Annotated in this window: 18 protein-coding genes; 15 read left to right on the forward strand and 3 right to left on the reverse strand. The window is 71.9% G+C overall.

The genetic code is table 11. The annotated features are described in order from the left end of the window. The coding region (locus FXF50_RS19145; RefSeq protein ID WP_148429767.1) for an ABC transporter ATP-binding protein at positions 1-867 on the reverse strand (867 nt) is incomplete at its 3' end. Positions 868-1,012: 145 nt separating this feature from the next. Between FXF50_RS19145 and FXF50_RS19150 the strand changes: the two genes are divergently transcribed. From FXF50_RS19150 to FXF50_RS19175, 6 genes are all read left to right on the forward strand, one after another. Then, positions 1,013-1,624, forward strand: coding sequence for a Uma2 family endonuclease (locus FXF50_RS19150; RefSeq protein WP_255510114.1), 612 nt, complete (start codon positions 1,013-1,015; stop codon positions 1,622-1,624). A gap of 33 nt (positions 1,625-1,657) precedes the next feature. Further along, the gene (locus FXF50_RS19155) at positions 1,658-3,094 is read left to right on the forward strand and encodes a TldD/PmbA family protein (RefSeq protein ID WP_148429769.1); all 1,437 of its coding nucleotides are present in this window, start codon (positions 1,658-1,660) and stop codon (positions 3,092-3,094) included. Continuing rightward, positions 3,091-4,485, forward strand: coding sequence for a TldD/PmbA family protein (locus tag FXF50_RS19160; RefSeq protein ID WP_148429772.1), 1,395 nt, complete (start codon positions 3,091-3,093; stop codon positions 4,483-4,485). Before FXF50_RS19155 ends, FXF50_RS19160 begins: the two co-directional genes overlap by 4 nt. 240 nt (positions 4,486-4,725) lie before the next feature. Beyond that, a complete protein-coding gene (locus tag FXF50_RS19165) occupies positions 4,726-5,547 on the forward strand; it encodes a hypothetical protein (RefSeq protein ID WP_148429775.1) in 822 nt (273 codons plus the stop codon). 10 nt (positions 5,548-5,557) lie between these two features. Then, a complete protein-coding gene (locus tag FXF50_RS19170; RefSeq protein ID WP_148429778.1) occupies positions 5,558-7,468 on the forward strand; it encodes a fumarate reductase/succinate dehydrogenase flavoprotein subunit in 1,911 nt (636 codons plus the stop codon). Between the two features lie 3 nt (positions 7,469-7,471). Beyond that, on the forward strand, positions 7,472-8,575 hold the full coding sequence (locus tag FXF50_RS19175) for a succinate dehydrogenase/fumarate reductase iron-sulfur subunit (RefSeq protein ID WP_148429780.1): 1,104 nt from the start codon (positions 7,472-7,474) through the stop codon (positions 8,573-8,575). A gap of 83 nt (positions 8,576-8,658) precedes the next feature. Here the strand turns inward: FXF50_RS19175 and FXF50_RS19180 are convergent, their stop codons facing one another. Further along, positions 8,659-9,096, reverse strand: a complete 438-nt coding sequence (locus FXF50_RS19180; RefSeq protein ID WP_255510115.1) for a (deoxy)nucleoside triphosphate pyrophosphohydrolase — start codon at positions 9,094-9,096, stop codon at positions 8,659-8,661. A gap of 184 nt (positions 9,097-9,280) precedes the next feature. On the opposite strand from FXF50_RS19180, the gene FXF50_RS19185 reads away from it, so the two are divergent. The 4 genes from FXF50_RS19185 (at position 9,281) to FXF50_RS19200 (ending at position 11,233) form a co-directional block, all read left to right on the forward strand. Then, on the forward strand, positions 9,281-9,589 hold the full coding sequence (locus FXF50_RS19185; RefSeq protein ID WP_148429785.1) for a 4a-hydroxytetrahydrobiopterin dehydratase: 309 nt from the start codon (positions 9,281-9,283) through the stop codon (positions 9,587-9,589). A gap of 125 nt (positions 9,590-9,714) precedes the next feature. Continuing rightward, positions 9,715-10,047 (forward strand): hypothetical protein, encoded by a 333-nt coding sequence (locus FXF50_RS19190; protein WP_187399733.1) that lies wholly within the window; start codon positions 9,715-9,717, stop codon positions 10,045-10,047. Positions 10,048-10,143: 96 nt separating this feature from the next. Then, positions 10,144-10,506: a PH domain-containing protein gene (locus FXF50_RS19195; protein ID WP_091318309.1), complete on the forward strand. Its 363-nt coding sequence runs from the start codon at positions 10,144-10,146 to the stop codon at positions 10,504-10,506. 1 nt (position 10,507) lies between these two features. Further along, positions 10,508-11,233 (forward strand): bifunctional 2-polyprenyl-6-hydroxyphenol methylase/3-demethylubiquinol 3-O-methyltransferase UbiG, encoded by a 726-nt coding sequence (locus FXF50_RS19200; protein ID WP_148429787.1) that lies wholly within the window; start codon positions 10,508-10,510, stop codon positions 11,231-11,233. 21 nt (positions 11,234-11,254) lie between these two features. On the opposite strand, the gene FXF50_RS19205 is transcribed toward FXF50_RS19200, so the two are convergent. Next, positions 11,255-11,710, reverse strand: coding sequence for a hypothetical protein (locus FXF50_RS19205; protein WP_222866078.1), 456 nt, complete (start codon positions 11,708-11,710; stop codon positions 11,255-11,257). Between the two features lie 60 nt (positions 11,711-11,770). Between FXF50_RS19205 and FXF50_RS19210 the strand changes: the two genes are divergently transcribed. From FXF50_RS19210 to FXF50_RS19230, 5 genes are all read left to right on the forward strand, one after another. Continuing rightward, positions 11,771-12,487, forward strand: coding sequence for a vancomycin high temperature exclusion protein (locus FXF50_RS19210; RefSeq protein ID WP_148429791.1), 717 nt, complete (start codon positions 11,771-11,773; stop codon positions 12,485-12,487). A gap of 534 nt (positions 12,488-13,021) precedes the next feature. After that, positions 13,022-14,023 carry a hypothetical protein gene (locus FXF50_RS19215; RefSeq protein WP_148429793.1) on the forward strand — a complete coding sequence of 334 codons (1,002 nt, stop codon included), beginning with the start codon at positions 13,022-13,024 and terminating at the stop codon, positions 14,021-14,023. Between the two features lie 70 nt (positions 14,024-14,093). Next, complete coding sequence (locus tag FXF50_RS19220; protein WP_148429795.1) at positions 14,094-14,612, forward strand: GNAT family N-acetyltransferase; 519 nt, start codon at positions 14,094-14,096, stop codon at positions 14,610-14,612. A gap of 48 nt (positions 14,613-14,660) precedes the next feature. Further along, positions 14,661-15,389 carry a VOC family protein gene (locus FXF50_RS19225; protein ID WP_148429798.1) on the forward strand — a complete coding sequence of 243 codons (729 nt, stop codon included), beginning with the start codon at positions 14,661-14,663 and terminating at the stop codon, positions 15,387-15,389. Further along, positions 15,389-15,919 carry a GNAT family N-acetyltransferase gene (locus FXF50_RS19230; RefSeq protein WP_148429801.1) on the forward strand — a complete coding sequence of 177 codons (531 nt, stop codon included), beginning with the start codon at positions 15,389-15,391 and terminating at the stop codon, positions 15,917-15,919. Before FXF50_RS19225 ends, FXF50_RS19230 begins: the two co-directional genes overlap by 1 nt. The last annotated feature ends 61 nt before the right edge of the window (positions 15,920-15,980 follow it).

Below are 15,980 nucleotides of genomic sequence, written 5' to 3' on the forward strand. Positions count from 1 at the left end.
GGCGTCACCGTGCAGCGACGGCACGCTCGACAACAACCCCCACGTGTACGGATGCTGCGGCCGCCGCAACACCTGCTCCACACTCCCGTGCTCGACCGCCCGCCCCCCGTACATGACGAGGACGTCATCGGCCACCTGCGACACCACACCCAGGTCGTGGGTGATCAGGATGATCGCCGACCGGAACTCCGCCTGAAGATCACTGAGCAGGTCCAGGATCTGCGCCTGCACCGTCACATCCAACGCCGTGGTCGGCTCGTCCGCGATCAACAGGTCCGGATCGTTGACCAGCGCCATCGCGATCATCGCCCGCTGCCGCATACCCCCGGAGAACTCATGCGGATACTGGTCGAACCGCTTCCCCGGCTGCGGGATCCCCACCCGACCCAGCATGTCCACCGCCCGGGTGCGGGCCTCCCGCTTCCCCGCCTTCGGGTGGTGCACCCGGTACGCCTCGGCGATCTGCTTCCCGACGGTGTAGTAGGGGTGCAGGGCCGACAACGGGTCCTGGAAGATCATCGCCATGTCCCGGCCCCGCAGCCGCCGCACCTCCTCCTCCGGCAGCCCCACCACCTGACGACCACCCACCGAGATCTCCCCGGTGATGGTGGTCCGCTTGGCGTTGTGCAGCCCGAGGATCGCCAGCGACGTGACGCTCTTGCCCGACCCCGACTCCCCCACGATGCCGAGGGTCCGACCCCGCTCGACGGCGAACGACACCCCGTCGACGGCCTTCACCACGCCGTCCTCGGTGTCGAACCGCACCCGCAGGTCCGTGACCTGGAGATAGGGGCCCTCGCCGGAGCGCTGCTCCGGCACCTCGGGACGGTCCGGCTCCCCGGACGGCACCGACTCCGACCTGCCCATGACCGCCTCCCTCAGTGGTGAAGAGAACCTACAGCAAACTCCTGGAGGCGAAAATAAGCTACAAGCGGCGGCCTGTCAGCGGCCTGAGCGTAACGACTAGGTTTCCGACCTGAACAGCCCTCACCTGGGACATTTACCGCCACCGTTGGAGGACACGCCGGACCGGATCGAGTCCAACGCTGCACCCGCCCGGTTGACTGAAGCGGTGATTCCACGCCGCCTACTGGATCGCACGGCGCCCTGGACCGAACAGGACTACCTGGCGCTCGGCGAGACGGTCCCGCGCGTCGAACTGCTCGACGGGGGTCTGCTGATCGGACCGCCCGCAAGCCTGCGGCACCAGGTGCTGGTGGGCGGGCTGGCGGACTCGCTGGCAGCCGGGGCAAGAGCGGGAGGTTTCGACATCCTGCCGATGATCAATCTTCGCCTCGGCGGACGGCGCATCCTGAATCCGGATCTCGTGGTCGCCGCCGTCAGTGACTTCGACGCACTCAGCGTGCCGGCCGCGGAGGTGCTGATGGTGGCCGAGGTCGCCGCGCCACACACCTTCCTCATCGACAGCCTCCTCAAGCTCCAGTGCTATGCCGATGCTGGCATCCAGTGGTACCTGCTGATAGAGGAGGAGACCCTGACCATGCACCTCTACCAGCGGCAGGGCGGGTACTACGTCGAGCGGTCCGTCACGAAGGCGGGCGAGGTGCTGGAACTGACCGATCCCGTTCGGGCGACGATCCGCCCTGGGGAACTGCTCGGCTGACGCGTGTCGGTGGGCTCGCCTAGGGTCGGGCGCATGACGGGATTCGACGCGGCGAGCGCCGCCGTCCAGGCCGCCCTCGACGCGGGAGCCCGGTACGCGGACGCGCGGGTGATGCACCGCCGCTACGAGTCGATGTCGGCCCGCAACGGGGACATCGAGGAGCTGACCCAGGACGAGAGCATCGGGCTGGGCGTCCGCGCCCTGGTCGGGTCGAGCTGGGGCTTCCACGCCGTACCCGAGCTGTCGGACGCCGCGGCGCGCGACGCCGGCCGGCGCGCCGCGGCGATCGCCACCGCGAGCGCGCGGGTCCCCGGCCCGCCGATCGACCTGGTCGCGGTCGAGGCGACGGTGGCGAGCTGGGCCTCGGCCTGCGACGTCGACCCGCTCGGCGTGCCGCTCACCGACAAGGGCGACCTGCTGGTACGCGCCACCGCGACGATGCGGGAGCACGGCGCCGACCTCGCCGAGGGGCTCTACCAGATCTGGGACACCACCAAGTGGTTCGTCTCCAGCGAGGGGCACCGCATCGACCAGCGCATCCGGGAGTGCGGCGGCGGCATCTCGGCCACCTCGATCGGCGACGGCGAGACCCAGCGCCGCTCCTATCCGAGCTACCGCGGGCAGTACGGCACCACCGGCTGGGAGCTGGTCACGTCGCTCGACCTGGCCGCACACGCCGCCCGGATCGCCGAGGAGTCCCGGGAGCTGCTCACCGCCCCGGAGTGCCCGTCCGGCGAGACCGACCTCATCCTCGGCGGCGAGCAGCTCGCCCTCCAGATCCACGAGTCGGTCGGGCACGCCATCGAGCTGGACCGCATCCTCGGCTGGGAGGCCGCCTTCGCCGGCACGTCCTGGCTGGACCTGAGCCGGCTCGGCACACTGCGGTACGGCTCGGAGCTCATGAACATCACCATCGACCCGACGATCCCCGGCGCGCTGGGCAGCTTCGGCTTCGACGACGAGGGCTCCCCGGCGGCCAGGCGGGACGCGGTCCGCGAGGGGCGCTGGGTGGGGGTGCTCGCCGGCCGTGACTCGGCCGCCGTCGCGGGCCTCGACTACGGCGGCAGCGTACGGGCGGACGGCTGGGCCCGGCTGCCCATGGTGCGGATGACCAACGTGGGCCTGGAGCCGGGCCCGCACACGCTCGACGAGATCATCGCCGCCACCGACGACGGGGTGCTCATGGACGTCAACCGGTCCTGGTCGATCGACGACAAGCGGCTCAACTTCCAGTTCGGCTGCGAGGTCGGCTGGGAGGTGAAGAAGGGCCGGCGGGGGCGGATGCTGCGCAACCCGACCTACACCGGGATCGGGCCGGTGTTCTGGCGCTCCATGGACATGCTCTCGTCGGAGACCGTGCCGTGGGGCACGCCGAACTGCGGCAAGGGGCAGCCCGGCCAGACCGGGCACACGGGCCATCCGGCCGCACCGGCCCGCTTCCGCAACGTCCGGGTGGGGGTGCGGGCATGACCGAGGTGGACCTCGCCGGCCGGGTGGTGGAGCTGGTCCGGCGGCTGGCCGGGCCGGGCGCCGAGGCCGAGGTGGTGGTGACCCGGGCCGACCTGGCGCTGACCCGGTTCGCCAACTCGTTCATCCACCAGAACGTCGCCGAGTCGGGCACCACGGTCCGGCTCCGGCTGCACGCCGACGGCCGGACGGCCGCGGGCAGCGGCAGCCTGGTCGACGCCGACGGGTTGACCGCGCTGGTCGAGCGGACCCTGGCCGCGGCGCGGCTCTGCCCGCCGGACCCGGCCTGGCCGGGGCTCACCCCGCCCGCGCCGGTCCCGTCCGGCGCGGCCGTCGACGAGGCCACCGCGGCCGCCTCGCCCGACGAGCGGGCCGCCCGGGTACGCGCCTTCGTGGACGCGGTCGACGGGCTGGAGGCGGCCGGCTACTGCCGGACGGCGTACCGGTCCGGGGCGTTCGCCAACTCGGCCGGGCACTCCGCGGTGGGGCGGGCGGCCGAGGCCGCCATGGACGGCATCGCCCGGGCCGGCGGCGCCGACGGGGTGGCCCGGCAGTGCGCCGACCGTCTCGCCGACCTCGACGGCGGGGCCCTGGGCGCCCGGGCGGCGGCGAAGGCGCGGGCCGCCGCCGACCCGGTCGAGCTGCCCCCGGGCCGCTACGAGGTGGTGCTCGAACCCGCCGCCGTGGCCGACCTCCTCCAGAACCTCGCCTGGTACGGCTTCAACGGCAAGCGGTACGCCGAGCGGCAGTCCTTCGCCGAGCCGGGCGCCGCCCAGTTCGATCCGGCGGTGACCCTGGTGGACGACCCGCTGCACGCCTCCGGGCTGCCGTACGACCTGGAGGGCACTCCCCGGCGGGCGCTGCCGCTGGTCGAGGCGGGCACCACCCGCGCGGTGGCGCACGACCGGCGCAGCGGCGCCGAGGCGGGCACCGGGTCCACCGGGCACGGGATGGTCGGCGCGTCGACCTTCGGCCCGCTGCCGCACAACCTCCGCCTGCTGCCGACCGACGGCCCGACGGGGGTGGCCGCCGGGCAGCTCAGCGCCGGGGTGACCGGCGCGGTGGCCGACCCGGACACCGCCGCGCTGGTCGCCGGGATGGCACGGGGGCTGCTGGTCAGCGATTTCTGGTACACCCGGGTGCTCGATCCGAAGCAACTGGTCGTCACCGGGCTGACCCGCAACGGTGTGTGGCTGGTGGAGGACGGGGTGCCCACCCGGGCGGTGCGGGACTTCCGGTTCACCGAGTCGTACCCGCGGGCGTTGGGTCCGGGCCGGGTGCTCGGCCTCGGGCGGGCGCCGGTCCGCCAACCGGACCGGGTGGACGGCTCCTGGTGGGAGGCTCCGGCGCTCCGGCTGGCGTCCTGGAACTTCACCGGTGGCGCCTCCGGCTGACGGCTCAAGATATTGATCTTGGTTCGGGTCTTTCCAACCTCCCGGACACACGGGACACTGCGTTGCGCGGCCGCGCCGCGAAGATCGGCGTAACGTGTGTCACTTAGTTGCGCCGGTTCGCCGGTGCGGCCTGTGCGTGCGCAAGACGTGGCAGTGGACGCGGTCTCGCCGGTCCGCTGACCGGTATGGAAGGTGTGATCCGCCGCCCTCGCGAAGGGCGCCGTCAGGGAGACGACTCGAATGACATCACCGTCGGCCACCACGCCGATATCGCAGCCGCGAGGGGCGCGGGCACGCGCCGCGATAGCGGCCAAGACGTTGCGGACCGACCGCTGGTGGTTCGCGCCACTGATCACCGTCGTCGGGCTCAGCGCCTGGGTCATCTACGCGACGGTCCGGGTCTTCATGCACAAGTGGTACTGGGTGGACCAGTACCACTACCTGACGCCGTTCTACTCCCCCTGCGTCACCGAGCGGTGCGTCGAGGGCTCCTCGCACTTCGGCAGCTTCCTGCCGGGCTGGTGGATCATCCCGGACGCCGCGCTGACCCTGCCGTTCCTGCTGCTGTTCCGGCTCACCTGCTACTACTACCGCAAGGCGTACTACCGGTCGTTCTGGCTGTCGCCGCCGGCCTGCGCCGTGCCGGACGGGCACCAGGCGTACGGCGGGGAGACCCGGTTCCCGCTGCTCGGCCAGAACCTGCACCGCTACTTCTTCTACGCCGCCGCGATCATCTCGCTGATCAACACCTACGACGCCATCTACGCGTTCCACTCGCCGAAGGGCTTCGGCTTCGGCCTGGGGAACCTCGTCCTGCTGGTCAACGTGGTGATGCTCTGGGCGTACACGATCTCCTGCCACTCCTGCCGGCACATCATCGGCGGGCGGCTCAAGCACTTCTCCAAGCACCCGCTGCGCTACCGGGCCTGGACCGGCGTGTCCTGGCTGAACGTCCGGCACATGCAGCTCGCCTGGATCACCCTCGGCACCCTGGCGCTGACCGACTTCTACGTCATGGCGGTGGCGGCCGGCTGGTTCAACGACCTGCGGTTCATCAACTGAGAGCCTGGACATGACTGAGACGCGAATCGAACGACACCACTACGACGTCGTCGTGATCGGGGCCGGCGGCGCCGGCCTGCGCGCGGCGATCGAGGCCCGGTTGGCCGGCAAGAAGACCGCGATCATCTCGAAGTCGCTGTTCGGCAAGGCGCACACCGTGATGGCCGAGGGCGGCGCGGCGGCCGCCATGGGCAACGTGAACTCCCGGGACAACTGGCAGGTGCACTTCCGGGACACCATGCGCGGCGGCAAGTTCCTCAACAACTTCCGGATGGCCGAACTGCACGCGAAGGAGTCGCCGCAGCGGATCTGGGAGCTGGAGACGTACGGGGCGCTCTTCGACCGCACGAAGGACGGGAAGATCTCCCAGCGCAACTTCGGCGGCCACGAGTACCCGCGCCTGGCGCACGTCGGCGACCGGACCGGCCTGGAGCTGATCCGCACCCTCCAGCAGAAGATCGTCTCCCTCCAGCAGGAGGACAAGCGGGAGTTCGGCGACTACGAGGCCCGGATCCGGGTCTTCTCCGAGACCACCATCACCGAGCTGCTGCTCGACAACGACCGGGTGGCCGGTGCCTTCGGCTACTACCGCGAGTCCGGCGAGTTCATCCTCTTCGAGGCGCCCGCCGTGGTCCTCGCGACCGGCGGCGTCGGCCGCTCCTACAAGGTCACGTCGAACTCCTGGGAGTACACCGGGGACGGTCACGCCCTCGCGCTGCGCGCCGGCGCAACCCTGATCAACATGGAGTTCCTCCAGTTCCACCCGACCGGCATGGTCTGGCCGCCCTCGGTGAAGGGCATCCTGGTCACCGAGTCGGTCCGCGGCGACGGCGGCGTCCTCAAGAACTCCGAGGGCAAGCGGTTCATGTTCGACTACGTCCCGGACGTGTTCCGCAAGCAGTACGCGGACAACGAGGCAGAGGCGGACCGCTGGTACAAGGACCCGGACAACAACCGGCGCCCGCCGGAGCTGCTCCCCCGCGACGAGGTCGCGCGCGCCATCAACAGCGAGGTCAAGGCCGGTCGGGGTACGCCGGCCGGCGGCGTCTTCCTGGACATCGCCTCCCGGCTGCCGGCCGAGGAGATCCGCCGCCGGCTGCCCTCGATGTACCACCAGTTCAAGGAGCTGGCCGACGTCGACATCACGAAGGAGCCCATGGAGGTCGGCCCGACCTGCCACTACGTGATGGGCGGCGTCGAGGTGGACCCGGACTCCGGCGCGGCGTACGGCACCGTGCGCGGGCTCTTCGCCGCCGGCGAGGTCTCCGGCGGCATGCACGGCTCCAACCGGCTCGGCGGCAACTCCCTGTCCGACCTGCTGGTCTTCGGCAAGCGGGCGGGCGGCCACGCCGCCTCGTACGCCGACCAGCTCACCTCGCGCCCGGCGGTGTCGGTGCGGGCGGTGGAGGCCGCGGTGGAGACGGCGCTGGCCCCGCTCCAGCGGGACACCGGCGAGAGCCCGTACACCCTGCAGCAGGACCTCCAGGCGGTGATGGGCGAACTGGTCGGCATCATCCGCCGGGAGGGCGAACTGGTCGACGCGCTGGCCAAGCTGGCCGAGCTGCGCGAGCGGGTGGCCAAGGTGAGCGCGGCCGGCGGCCGCCGCTACAACCCGGGCTGGCACCTCGCGCTGGACCTGCGGAACATGCTGGTCGTCTCGGAGTGCACCGCGAAGGCGGCGCTGGAGCGGCAGGAGTCGCGCGGCGGGCACACCCGGGAGGACTACCCGGGCATGGACCCGAAGTGGCGGCGGGTCAACCTGGTCTGCTCGCTCGACGGCGACGCGGTCCGGCTGACCCAGAAGCCGCTGCCGAAGATGCGCCCGGAGCTGATCTCCCTGTTCGACCGGGCCGAGCTGGCCAAGTACCTGACCGACGAGGAACTCGCCGAGTTCGACGCCCTCGCGAAGGAAGAGCGCTGACGAATGGGAACTGACGAGACGCAGGCGGCCGGCAAGCCGGCCGCGAAGAGGCCGTTCCGCATCTGGCGGGGCGACGAGACCGGCGGCGAGCTGCGCGACTACACGGTCGAGGTGAACGAGGGCGAGGTCGTCCTCGACGTGATCCACCGACTCCAGGCCACCGACGCGCCCGACCTGGCGTGCCGGTGGAACTGCAAGGCCGGCAAGTGCGGCTCCTGCTCCATGGAGATCAACGGCAAGCCGCGGCTGAGCTGCATGACCCGGATGTCGACCTTCGAGGAGGGCGAGACCGTCACGGTCACGCCGCTGCGCACCTTCCCGGTCATCCGGGACCTGGTCACCGACGTCTCGTTCAACTACGAGAAGGCGCGGGAGACCCCGGCGTTCGCGCCGCCGGCCGACGTGGCCCCCGGCGACTACCGGATGCAGCAGGTGGACGTCGAGCGCTCGCAGGAGTTCCGCAAGTGCATCGAGTGCTTCCTCTGCCAGAACGTCTGCCACGTGATCCGCGACCACGAGGAGAACAAGCAGGCGTTCTCCGGTCCCCGGTTCTTCATCCGGGCCGCCGAGCTGGACATGCACCCGCTCGACGCGAAGACCGACCGCAAGGAGTACGCGCAGTCGGAGATGGGTCTCGGCTTCTGCAACATCACCAAGTGCTGCACCGAGGTCTGCCCCGAGCACATCAAGATCACTGACAACGGGATCATCCCCATGAAGGAGCGGGTCGTCGACCGCAGGTACGATCCCCTTGTGTGGCTTGGTAGCAAGATCTTCCGGAGGGGTCAGGTGCCTCAGACCAGCGTGACCAGCGGGCATTCGAGCGGCGCCGTGACCGCCAGCGCCGCCCACGGCGGGGTGCACTCGCACGCCGGCGGCTCGCACGACGCGGTGGCCGAGCGGCAGGCGCAGCAGGGCGTCAACTGGCACCGCGAGGTGCCGCACCCGACCGCCCCCGCGGTCGACGTCAACGGCAAGCTGCCGCTGACCGAACTGACCTTCGACCGGGCCGCCGCGCCGTCGCCGTTCGGCGACGACGTGGCCTTCCCGCTGCCGCCGGAGCACCTGAACTTCGCCCACCCGCAGCAGGACGAGCCGAAGCACTGAGCAGCACGCCGACAACGATGACGGGGGCCGCGGCACATGCCGCCGGCCCCCGTCCCGTTTCCGCCCCCGCGTCCGCTTCCGGCTCAGGCGCCGGCGAGCAGCGGGCGCAGGGCGGCGACGATCGGCACGTCGGCGGGCAGCCAGGGGACGGTGTCGAGTTCGGCGGCGGAGAGCCAGCGCAGTTCGGAGTGCTCCAGGGCCTTGGGCTCGTCACCGTCGAGCAGGCGGGCCAGGTACACCCGGAGGACGGAACGGCCGTGCGCCATCCGTACGTCCCGGCCGAGCCGGTCACCGATCTCCACGCGGACGCCGAGTTCCTCGGCGCATTCACGGACCAGCGCGTCGGTCTCGACCTCTCCCGGCTCCACCTTGCCGCCGGGGAACTCCCAGCGACCGGCCACCTCGGGTGGCGCGGAGCGCGCGCAGGCGAGGACCCTGCCGTCCATGATGATCGCCGCGCCGACGACCACTCTCGGCTCCCGCCGGTCCTGCCCGTTACCGCTAACCCGTTCGGTCCGCACGGGCGTCCAGCGTGCCAGATCAATCGGCGGTTTGGGTAGCTGAGTCGGCCGTCAGGTCAGCAGAACACGGAAGTGTGGGCGTGGACACACCATCAGTGCGACGACAGACTAGAGGGCGTCGACTGGGACACGGGATGGCGACGATTTGGCCACAAGCCGGCAACGACGCCTGGGAGGTGCGGTGATGCGCGTGCTGTTCAACGGCCGGGCGAAGCACGACTACCTCAGCGACGCGCTCGCCCTGCTGTCCGGTTGGACCCGCGAAGGCGAACAGATCCGACGCACGCTCGTGCTCGACGACACCCAGCACGCCGCGCTCACCGAGCGGGTGGCGGTGGTGGCCGACGCGCTGCGCCTGCGCCCGGAGATCAGCCGCCGGGCCGATCGCACCCAGATCAAGGTGGGCCACGGCGACGGCGAGCCGCTCACCGAGGGTGAGGTGCTGCTGGCCGCGCGCATCGAGGACGCGGTCCGGGCGGTCACCGCACCGTGAGTCTGGAAAGTCCCTGAAAGTTTCCGGTTAGCAACTAAATCCGTCTGGGTAGGACTTCCGCGACAGGGAACCGCAAGGTCCCCGAAAAGCGACGGAATGTGCGATAACCCCTTTAGGAGCTGACCATGACGACGCCCATCGCGGCCACGAACCGGGCAACCGACCACGTGCACACCGACCACGTCGACCGCGACGTGCGGCACCTGCACCGGCGCGGGGAGGAGACCAAGCCGGCCTGGAAGACCACGGAGCTGGCCGTCTATCTGCTCTCCGTCGTCGGCGTCCTGATCGCCTCGAACGCCGTCGGCGACGGCGCCTCGAACAACGGTGGCGACTACTTCGCCGCCGACAAGGCCTGGTGGTACATCACCCTGCTGACCGTCGGATACCTGATCAGCCGCGGCCTGGCCAAGGCCGGCAGCCGCAGCCGCGACCACGACCCGCGCGTCGACCACTGACCCACGCCTCCGGCAGCAGCCCCGTCCACGAGGACGGGGCTGCCGTCGTTCACCGGGCCCCCGGCCGGCTGGCGCGCCCCGCCTACCGTCGGGGACATGGCCGACCCGACGTACGACCGCAGGGAACAGTTCCAGCAGATCCAGAGCGGGCTCCTGCCCGGGGAGCAGATCATCGCCGTCTACGACGCCATCGGCACGGGCACCGGGTTCATCGGCCTGACCGACCGCCGGGTGATCATCCAGGACCGCTCCTTCGTCGGGAAGCGGTACGCCATCACCAGCATCCCGTACGCGAAGATCACCAGCGTGAGCGTGGTGAGCAACAAGTCGTGGGGCGGCTCGTTCTTCTCCACCGGGGCGATCGCCGTCCACGTCGGCACGCACACCTACGAGGTGGAGTTCCGGGGCGCGCAGAAGGCCCACCACGTGCACAACGTCATCCTCCACCACATCTCCTGACGTGCCGGCCGACCTGCCGGCGGCGCTCTACGACGCGGAGAACGCGTGGGGGCGCGACGACGACTTCTTCCTGCGCTTCGTCGGCGCGGCGCCGAGCCGCGTCCTCGACCTCGGCTGCGGCACCGGCCGGCTCGCCCTGGCCCTGGCCGCCGCCGGTCACCGGGTCACCGGCGTCGACCCGGATCCCGGCTCGCTCGCCGCGGCCCGGACCAAGCCCGGCGGCGACCGGGTCACCTGGATCTCCGGCACCGCCGGGGACCTGCCCGACGCGGCGTACGGCGTGGCCGTGCTGACCAGCCACGTGGCGCAGGAGATCCGCGACGACACGGCGTGGGCGGACACCCTCCGGCATCTGCGCCGGGCCCTGGTCGACGGCGGCCGGCTGGCCTTCGACTCGCGCGATCCGGCCGCCCGACGCTGGGAGCGCTGGAACCCCGCCGACTCCCGCCGCCGGCTCAGCCTGCCCGACGGTACGACCGTGGACGCCTGGACCGAGCTGACCGAGGTCCGCGACGGCCTGGTCGGCTTCCTGCACCACTACCTGCTGCCCGACGGCACGGAGATGCGCAGCCCCGGGACGCTGCGCTTCCGCACCGAGGCGGAGCTGCGGGCCGCCCTGGCCGGGGCGGGTTTCACCGTCGATCGGGTGCTCGGCGGCTGGGCCGGGGAACCGGCCGGCGCGAGCGACGACGGAGAGCTGATCGTCCTCGCCCGCGCCGCGCGGTGACCCGGGCCGGGAGGACAGAGGTCAGCGCCGGTAGGCCAACCGGAAGTCGAGCGCCCAGTCGGCACCGTCCTCGGACCGCTCCCAGCGGGCGTCGATCGCGGCGCCGTCCTCGCGCAGCGTCCCGGTGAACCGCTGGTGGAAGCCGGGCGCCGCCCGCCACATCCGCCACTGGCCGTCGCCGAACGTCATCCGGTAGACCCGGTGCACCCCGCGGGCGTCGGCGTAGAGCACCGTGAGCTCCTCCCCCGCGTCGTCCAGGCCGATGAGCTGGGTGGTGGGGAGGGGGTTGTTCTCCCGCCAGGCCCGCGGCGCCGACTCCGGCACCGGCTCCGCGTCGCTGAACTGGCGGAGGAACCGGCCGTCCTCGACCCAGGCGAACTCCGTCCAGCCGACGCCGAGGCCCTCGACCTCGGGCTGCACGCTCCACCGGCCGACGAGCACGTCGAGCCGCGCGAGCACGGGATGCCGCTTCCCCATCCTCATTCACCTCCTGCCGCGGGAACCCGGTGCTCGCCGCCGCCTGACAGAATCGCCCGCATGCGGGGGCTGTTCGCAAGGGTCAGGGAGTGGCGCACCAGCCGCAGACCGACCGTACGCCGGATCCGCCGTGCCCTGGTGGTGGTCGTCGCCGGCGCGGCGCTGCTGGCCGCCGGCACCGCGGCGTGCGTGGTGTGGGTCCGCGGCGGCGCCGAGGGGCACCTGTTCGCCGAGGCCGACGTGCCGGAAGCCCCGGTCGCCCTGGTCCTGGGCACCAAGGTGGAGGCCGACGGCACACCCTCGCCGTTCCTCGCCGCCCGGCTGGAGATCGCCCAGCGGCTCTACACCGCCGGCAAGGTCCGGGTCATCCTGGTCTCCGGCGACCACATGAACTACGACTACGACGAGCCCGACGCGATGCGGCGCTGGCTGGTCGGCCGGGGCGTGCCGGCGGAGAAGGTGGTGCTGGACCACGCCGGCTTCGACACCTACGACTCCTGCGCGCGGGCCCGGCGCGTCTTCGGTGTGGAGCGGGCCACCGTGGTGACCCAGTCCTTCCACCTGCCCCGCGCCGTGGCGCTCTGCCGGCACCTCGGCGTGGCGGCCAACGGCGTGGGCGACGACACCGCCCGCCGGTACGCCGATCGCTGGCGGGTCAGCGCCACCCGGGAGTACGGCGCCTGCGTGAAGGCCGCGGTGGACGTGGTCTCCGGTCGCGATCCCGTGCACCTGGGCCGCCGGGAGACCGGAGTGGACGACGCCCTGCGCGCGGGGTGACGTTCGGCGTCCCGCGCTGTTCGACGAGATCACCGTGCGGCTTCTGCGCTGCCGGGACGCCCTGCACGAACGGATCCTCGTCCCGGCCCAGGGCTGAGCCGGCCCGCGCGCCAGGTTCCCGACGACCCGGCCGGTCAGGAGCTGGTCGCGCACCTGCGTCTCCCGGGCCGGCCGCCGACTGGGGCTGGTGCTACAGGGCCGGGCAGGTGATGATCATCCGGCGGACCGAGCGGTGGCGTGCCCCTCGCGGGAGCAGGCCAGGCCGGCCCGATTTTCCCGCCGGCCGGTCGGGCCGGGGTCCGATGGCAAGGAGATGCCGTGAGCGCAACAGCGGCCGAGATCCCGGTCGGGGCGACCCGTCGTACGGTAGGGCGGACGCTGGTCGCTCTGTGCGCGGTGCTCGCAGTGGCGGGGGCCGTCCTCCAGCTCATTCCCCCATCGCCGGCGAGTGCGGGCGTCAGTGCCCTGCCGGAGCAGGTTCGGGTAGCCCCGAGGTGGACCGCCGACATCCGGCACGCCCCGTTGGACCGCGCCTTGGCGGTCTTCGGCCTCAGCACGTCGGACGGCACGTACGTGGCCGAGGACAAGAACGGCGAACTCAAGTTCGTCCGGTCGTTCGCGCCGCTGACCCTGGTCGGTCCGGGAAACCGCTACCGGATCTTCGACCCCGCGGACTCCGACGAACCGTGGACCGGTGCCGTGGAGCTGTCTCCGGACGGCAGATACCTGATGACCGGCCACGGGCAGCACACTCAACTGCTCGACGTGACGACAGGCCGAACCCGCCTGCTCCCCGCCGGCGCCCCGCTCGCCTGGTCATCCGACGGCCGGCACGCCGTGCTGGCTCATTTCGACGGCGGTGAGGCCGCCTACCCGGTCACCGGGCAGCTCCGGGTGGTGGACATGCCGTCCGGCGTTGTTCGGTGGAGTGTCCCGCTCGGGCCGGGGCCGCTCCCACGGACCGTGGATGCGGTGCTGTCGCAGGATGGCTCGACGATCGTCGTGCAACGGCACGGCGACCTCTACGCCTACCAGCGGGACCGGGGCGTCATATGGGAGCGGTCGACGCGCGTGGACGAACTGGCCGGCCATGCCGCGTGGAGCCCGTACGGCACGAGCGTGCTGGCCGAAGACGACATGTGCATGGTGATGGCGGACACCGGGCAGCCGGGCAGGTGCCTCAGGTGGGGGCCCGGGCTCTCGGGGCTGCGCGACGAGCTTGAGTTCTACGGCACACCCGACATCGTCGGTTGGGACGGCGTGCTCCCCATCGTGAGGGCGGGCCAGGGGCTGGTGCGGCTGTCCGATCGCGCCGAGGTGCTGGTCCGGGTCCCCCGGCGTACCCGCGTTTTCCAGATCAGCGCTGGCGGTGCACGGTCGGACACGCAGCCCGGGCCGCCGGACCTCGGGCCGGTGATCCAGCGCTACCGGCCGATCATCCGGGTCGGCAGCCTGGTCGCCGGCGGCCTCACCGCGGTCGCCCTGGCGCTGTGGTTCGGCCGTCGCCACGTCCGGCGGTCGACCGCGCGGGCGTGAACTGGCGGAGACGAGCGGCGCGGCGGGATCGAGCGCCGGGGCCAGCCCGGGTCGGGGCTATCGTCGCCGGATGCCTGAGCTGATCGCGCCCACCGTCCGGCTGCACGCCGCCTGGCTGGCGGCGCACCACGAGTGGGGTCCCGGCCGCCACGAGGACGGCTTCGGGCTCCGCCCCGCCGACGAGGTGGTCTCTCCCGCCGGCTTCGCCGCCTGGGTGGCGCGGATGGACGACGAGGCGGACCGGGCGCCGGATCCGGGCGGGGTGCGGTGCACGTACCGATGGATCGTCGAGGGCGACCGGGTGCTCGGCGGGACCGCCTTGCGGCACGAACTCGACGACTTCCTGCTGCGCGTCGGCGGCCACATCGGCTACGGCATCAGGCCGTCGGCGCGGCGGCGGGGCCTGGCCACCTGGGCGCTCGGCCGGATGCTCAACGAGGCACGCGGCATCGGCCTGGACCGGCTGCTGGTCACCTGCGCGGAGGGGAACGTCGCCTCGGCCCGGACGATCGAGCGCCAGGGTGGCGTCGTCGAGGACGTCCGGGACACCGAACTGGGCCGCGTACGGCGCTACTGGATCACGCTCTAGGTCGGTCCGGGCACCACCGCCGACTCGACGGGCCCTAACATCGCCGGCATGGCAACGCGGCTTGTTCAGATCAACATGAAGGCTCGGGACGACTCCGCGCTGGGCGCTTTCTGGGCCGAGGTGCTCGGCTGGGAGGTCTCCAGCGAGGAACCCGGCGTGACCAACCTCGAACCCGAGGGCTTCGTCTACCCCGACCCCGTCGCCGTCTGCATCGACCTCGTCGTCTCCCCGGAACCCAAGACGGTGAAGAACCGCGTCCACGTCGACCTCGCCACCACCTCGGCGGCCCACCAGGCGGAGGTGGTCACGCGCCTGAAGGATCTCGGCGCGACACCCGCCGACGTGGGCCAGGGTGACGTCCCATGGACGGTCCTGGCCGACCCGGAGGGCAACGAGTTCTGCGTGCTGGACCCCCGCCCGCTCCACCGGGACACCGGGCCGATCGCCGCCGTGGTGGTCGACTGCGCGGATCCGCGAGCCATGGCCCGCTTCTGGGGCGAGGCCACGGATTGGACCGCGCACGAGGTCACCGACCACGAGGCGGTGCTGCGCTCGGCCAAGGGCGTCGGCCCCTACCTGCGGTTCGTCCGCACACCCGACGCGAAGACCGGGTGGAACCGCGTCCACCTCGACGTCCGCCCGTACCCGGGTGACGACCTGGAGGCCGAGGCGGCCAGACTGCGGGCGCTCGGCGCCACCGCCGTCGACCTGGATGTCCCGTGGCGGGTCCTCGCCGACCCGGAAGGCAACGAGTTCTGCCTCCTCACCCCAGCCTGATGGACGGTGGAGGTGTCGGCGGCGAGGAGTTGGTGACCGCACGGCTGTCGCTGCGCCGGCCCGCTCCCGCCGACATCGACCTGATCCACGCCATCCACAGTGACCCGCGAGCCTGTGCCCACAACCCGAGCGACCTGCTGAGCACCCGCGCCGAGGCGGAGGACCGATACCAGCGGTGGGATGAGCACTGGCAGCGCTGGGGCTTCGGGTACGGGGTCGTCCATGCCGATGGGAAGCGCCTCGGCTTCTGCGGCCTGAAGGTCATGGCGTTGCGGCGCCGCGAGGTCCTCAACCTGTTCTATCGCCTCGACCCCGCCGCCTGGGGCAAGGGGATAGCCACCGAGGCGGCCACCGCCGTCGTCGGTTGGGCCACCGCGCACGGTCCCGACCATCCGGTCATCGCCCGGGTCCGCCCCGGGAACGCGGGCTCCCAGCGGGTCGCTGTGCGGGCGGGGCTCCATCGCGCCGAACACCTCGACAGCCACGGCGAGGACGGCCTCGACTGGATCTTCACGTCGCACTGGCCCTGACGATCGCAGCAGGTCCAGGCCGTCCCTTCTCGGGTCAGCGGTTGTCACCGTCGTCGCTCTA

It is taken from the genome of Micromonospora sp. AP08, from assembly GCF_008085935.1.
Taxonomy (GTDB): domain Bacteria; phylum Actinomycetota; class Actinomycetes; order Mycobacteriales; family Micromonosporaceae; genus Micromonospora; species Micromonospora chersina.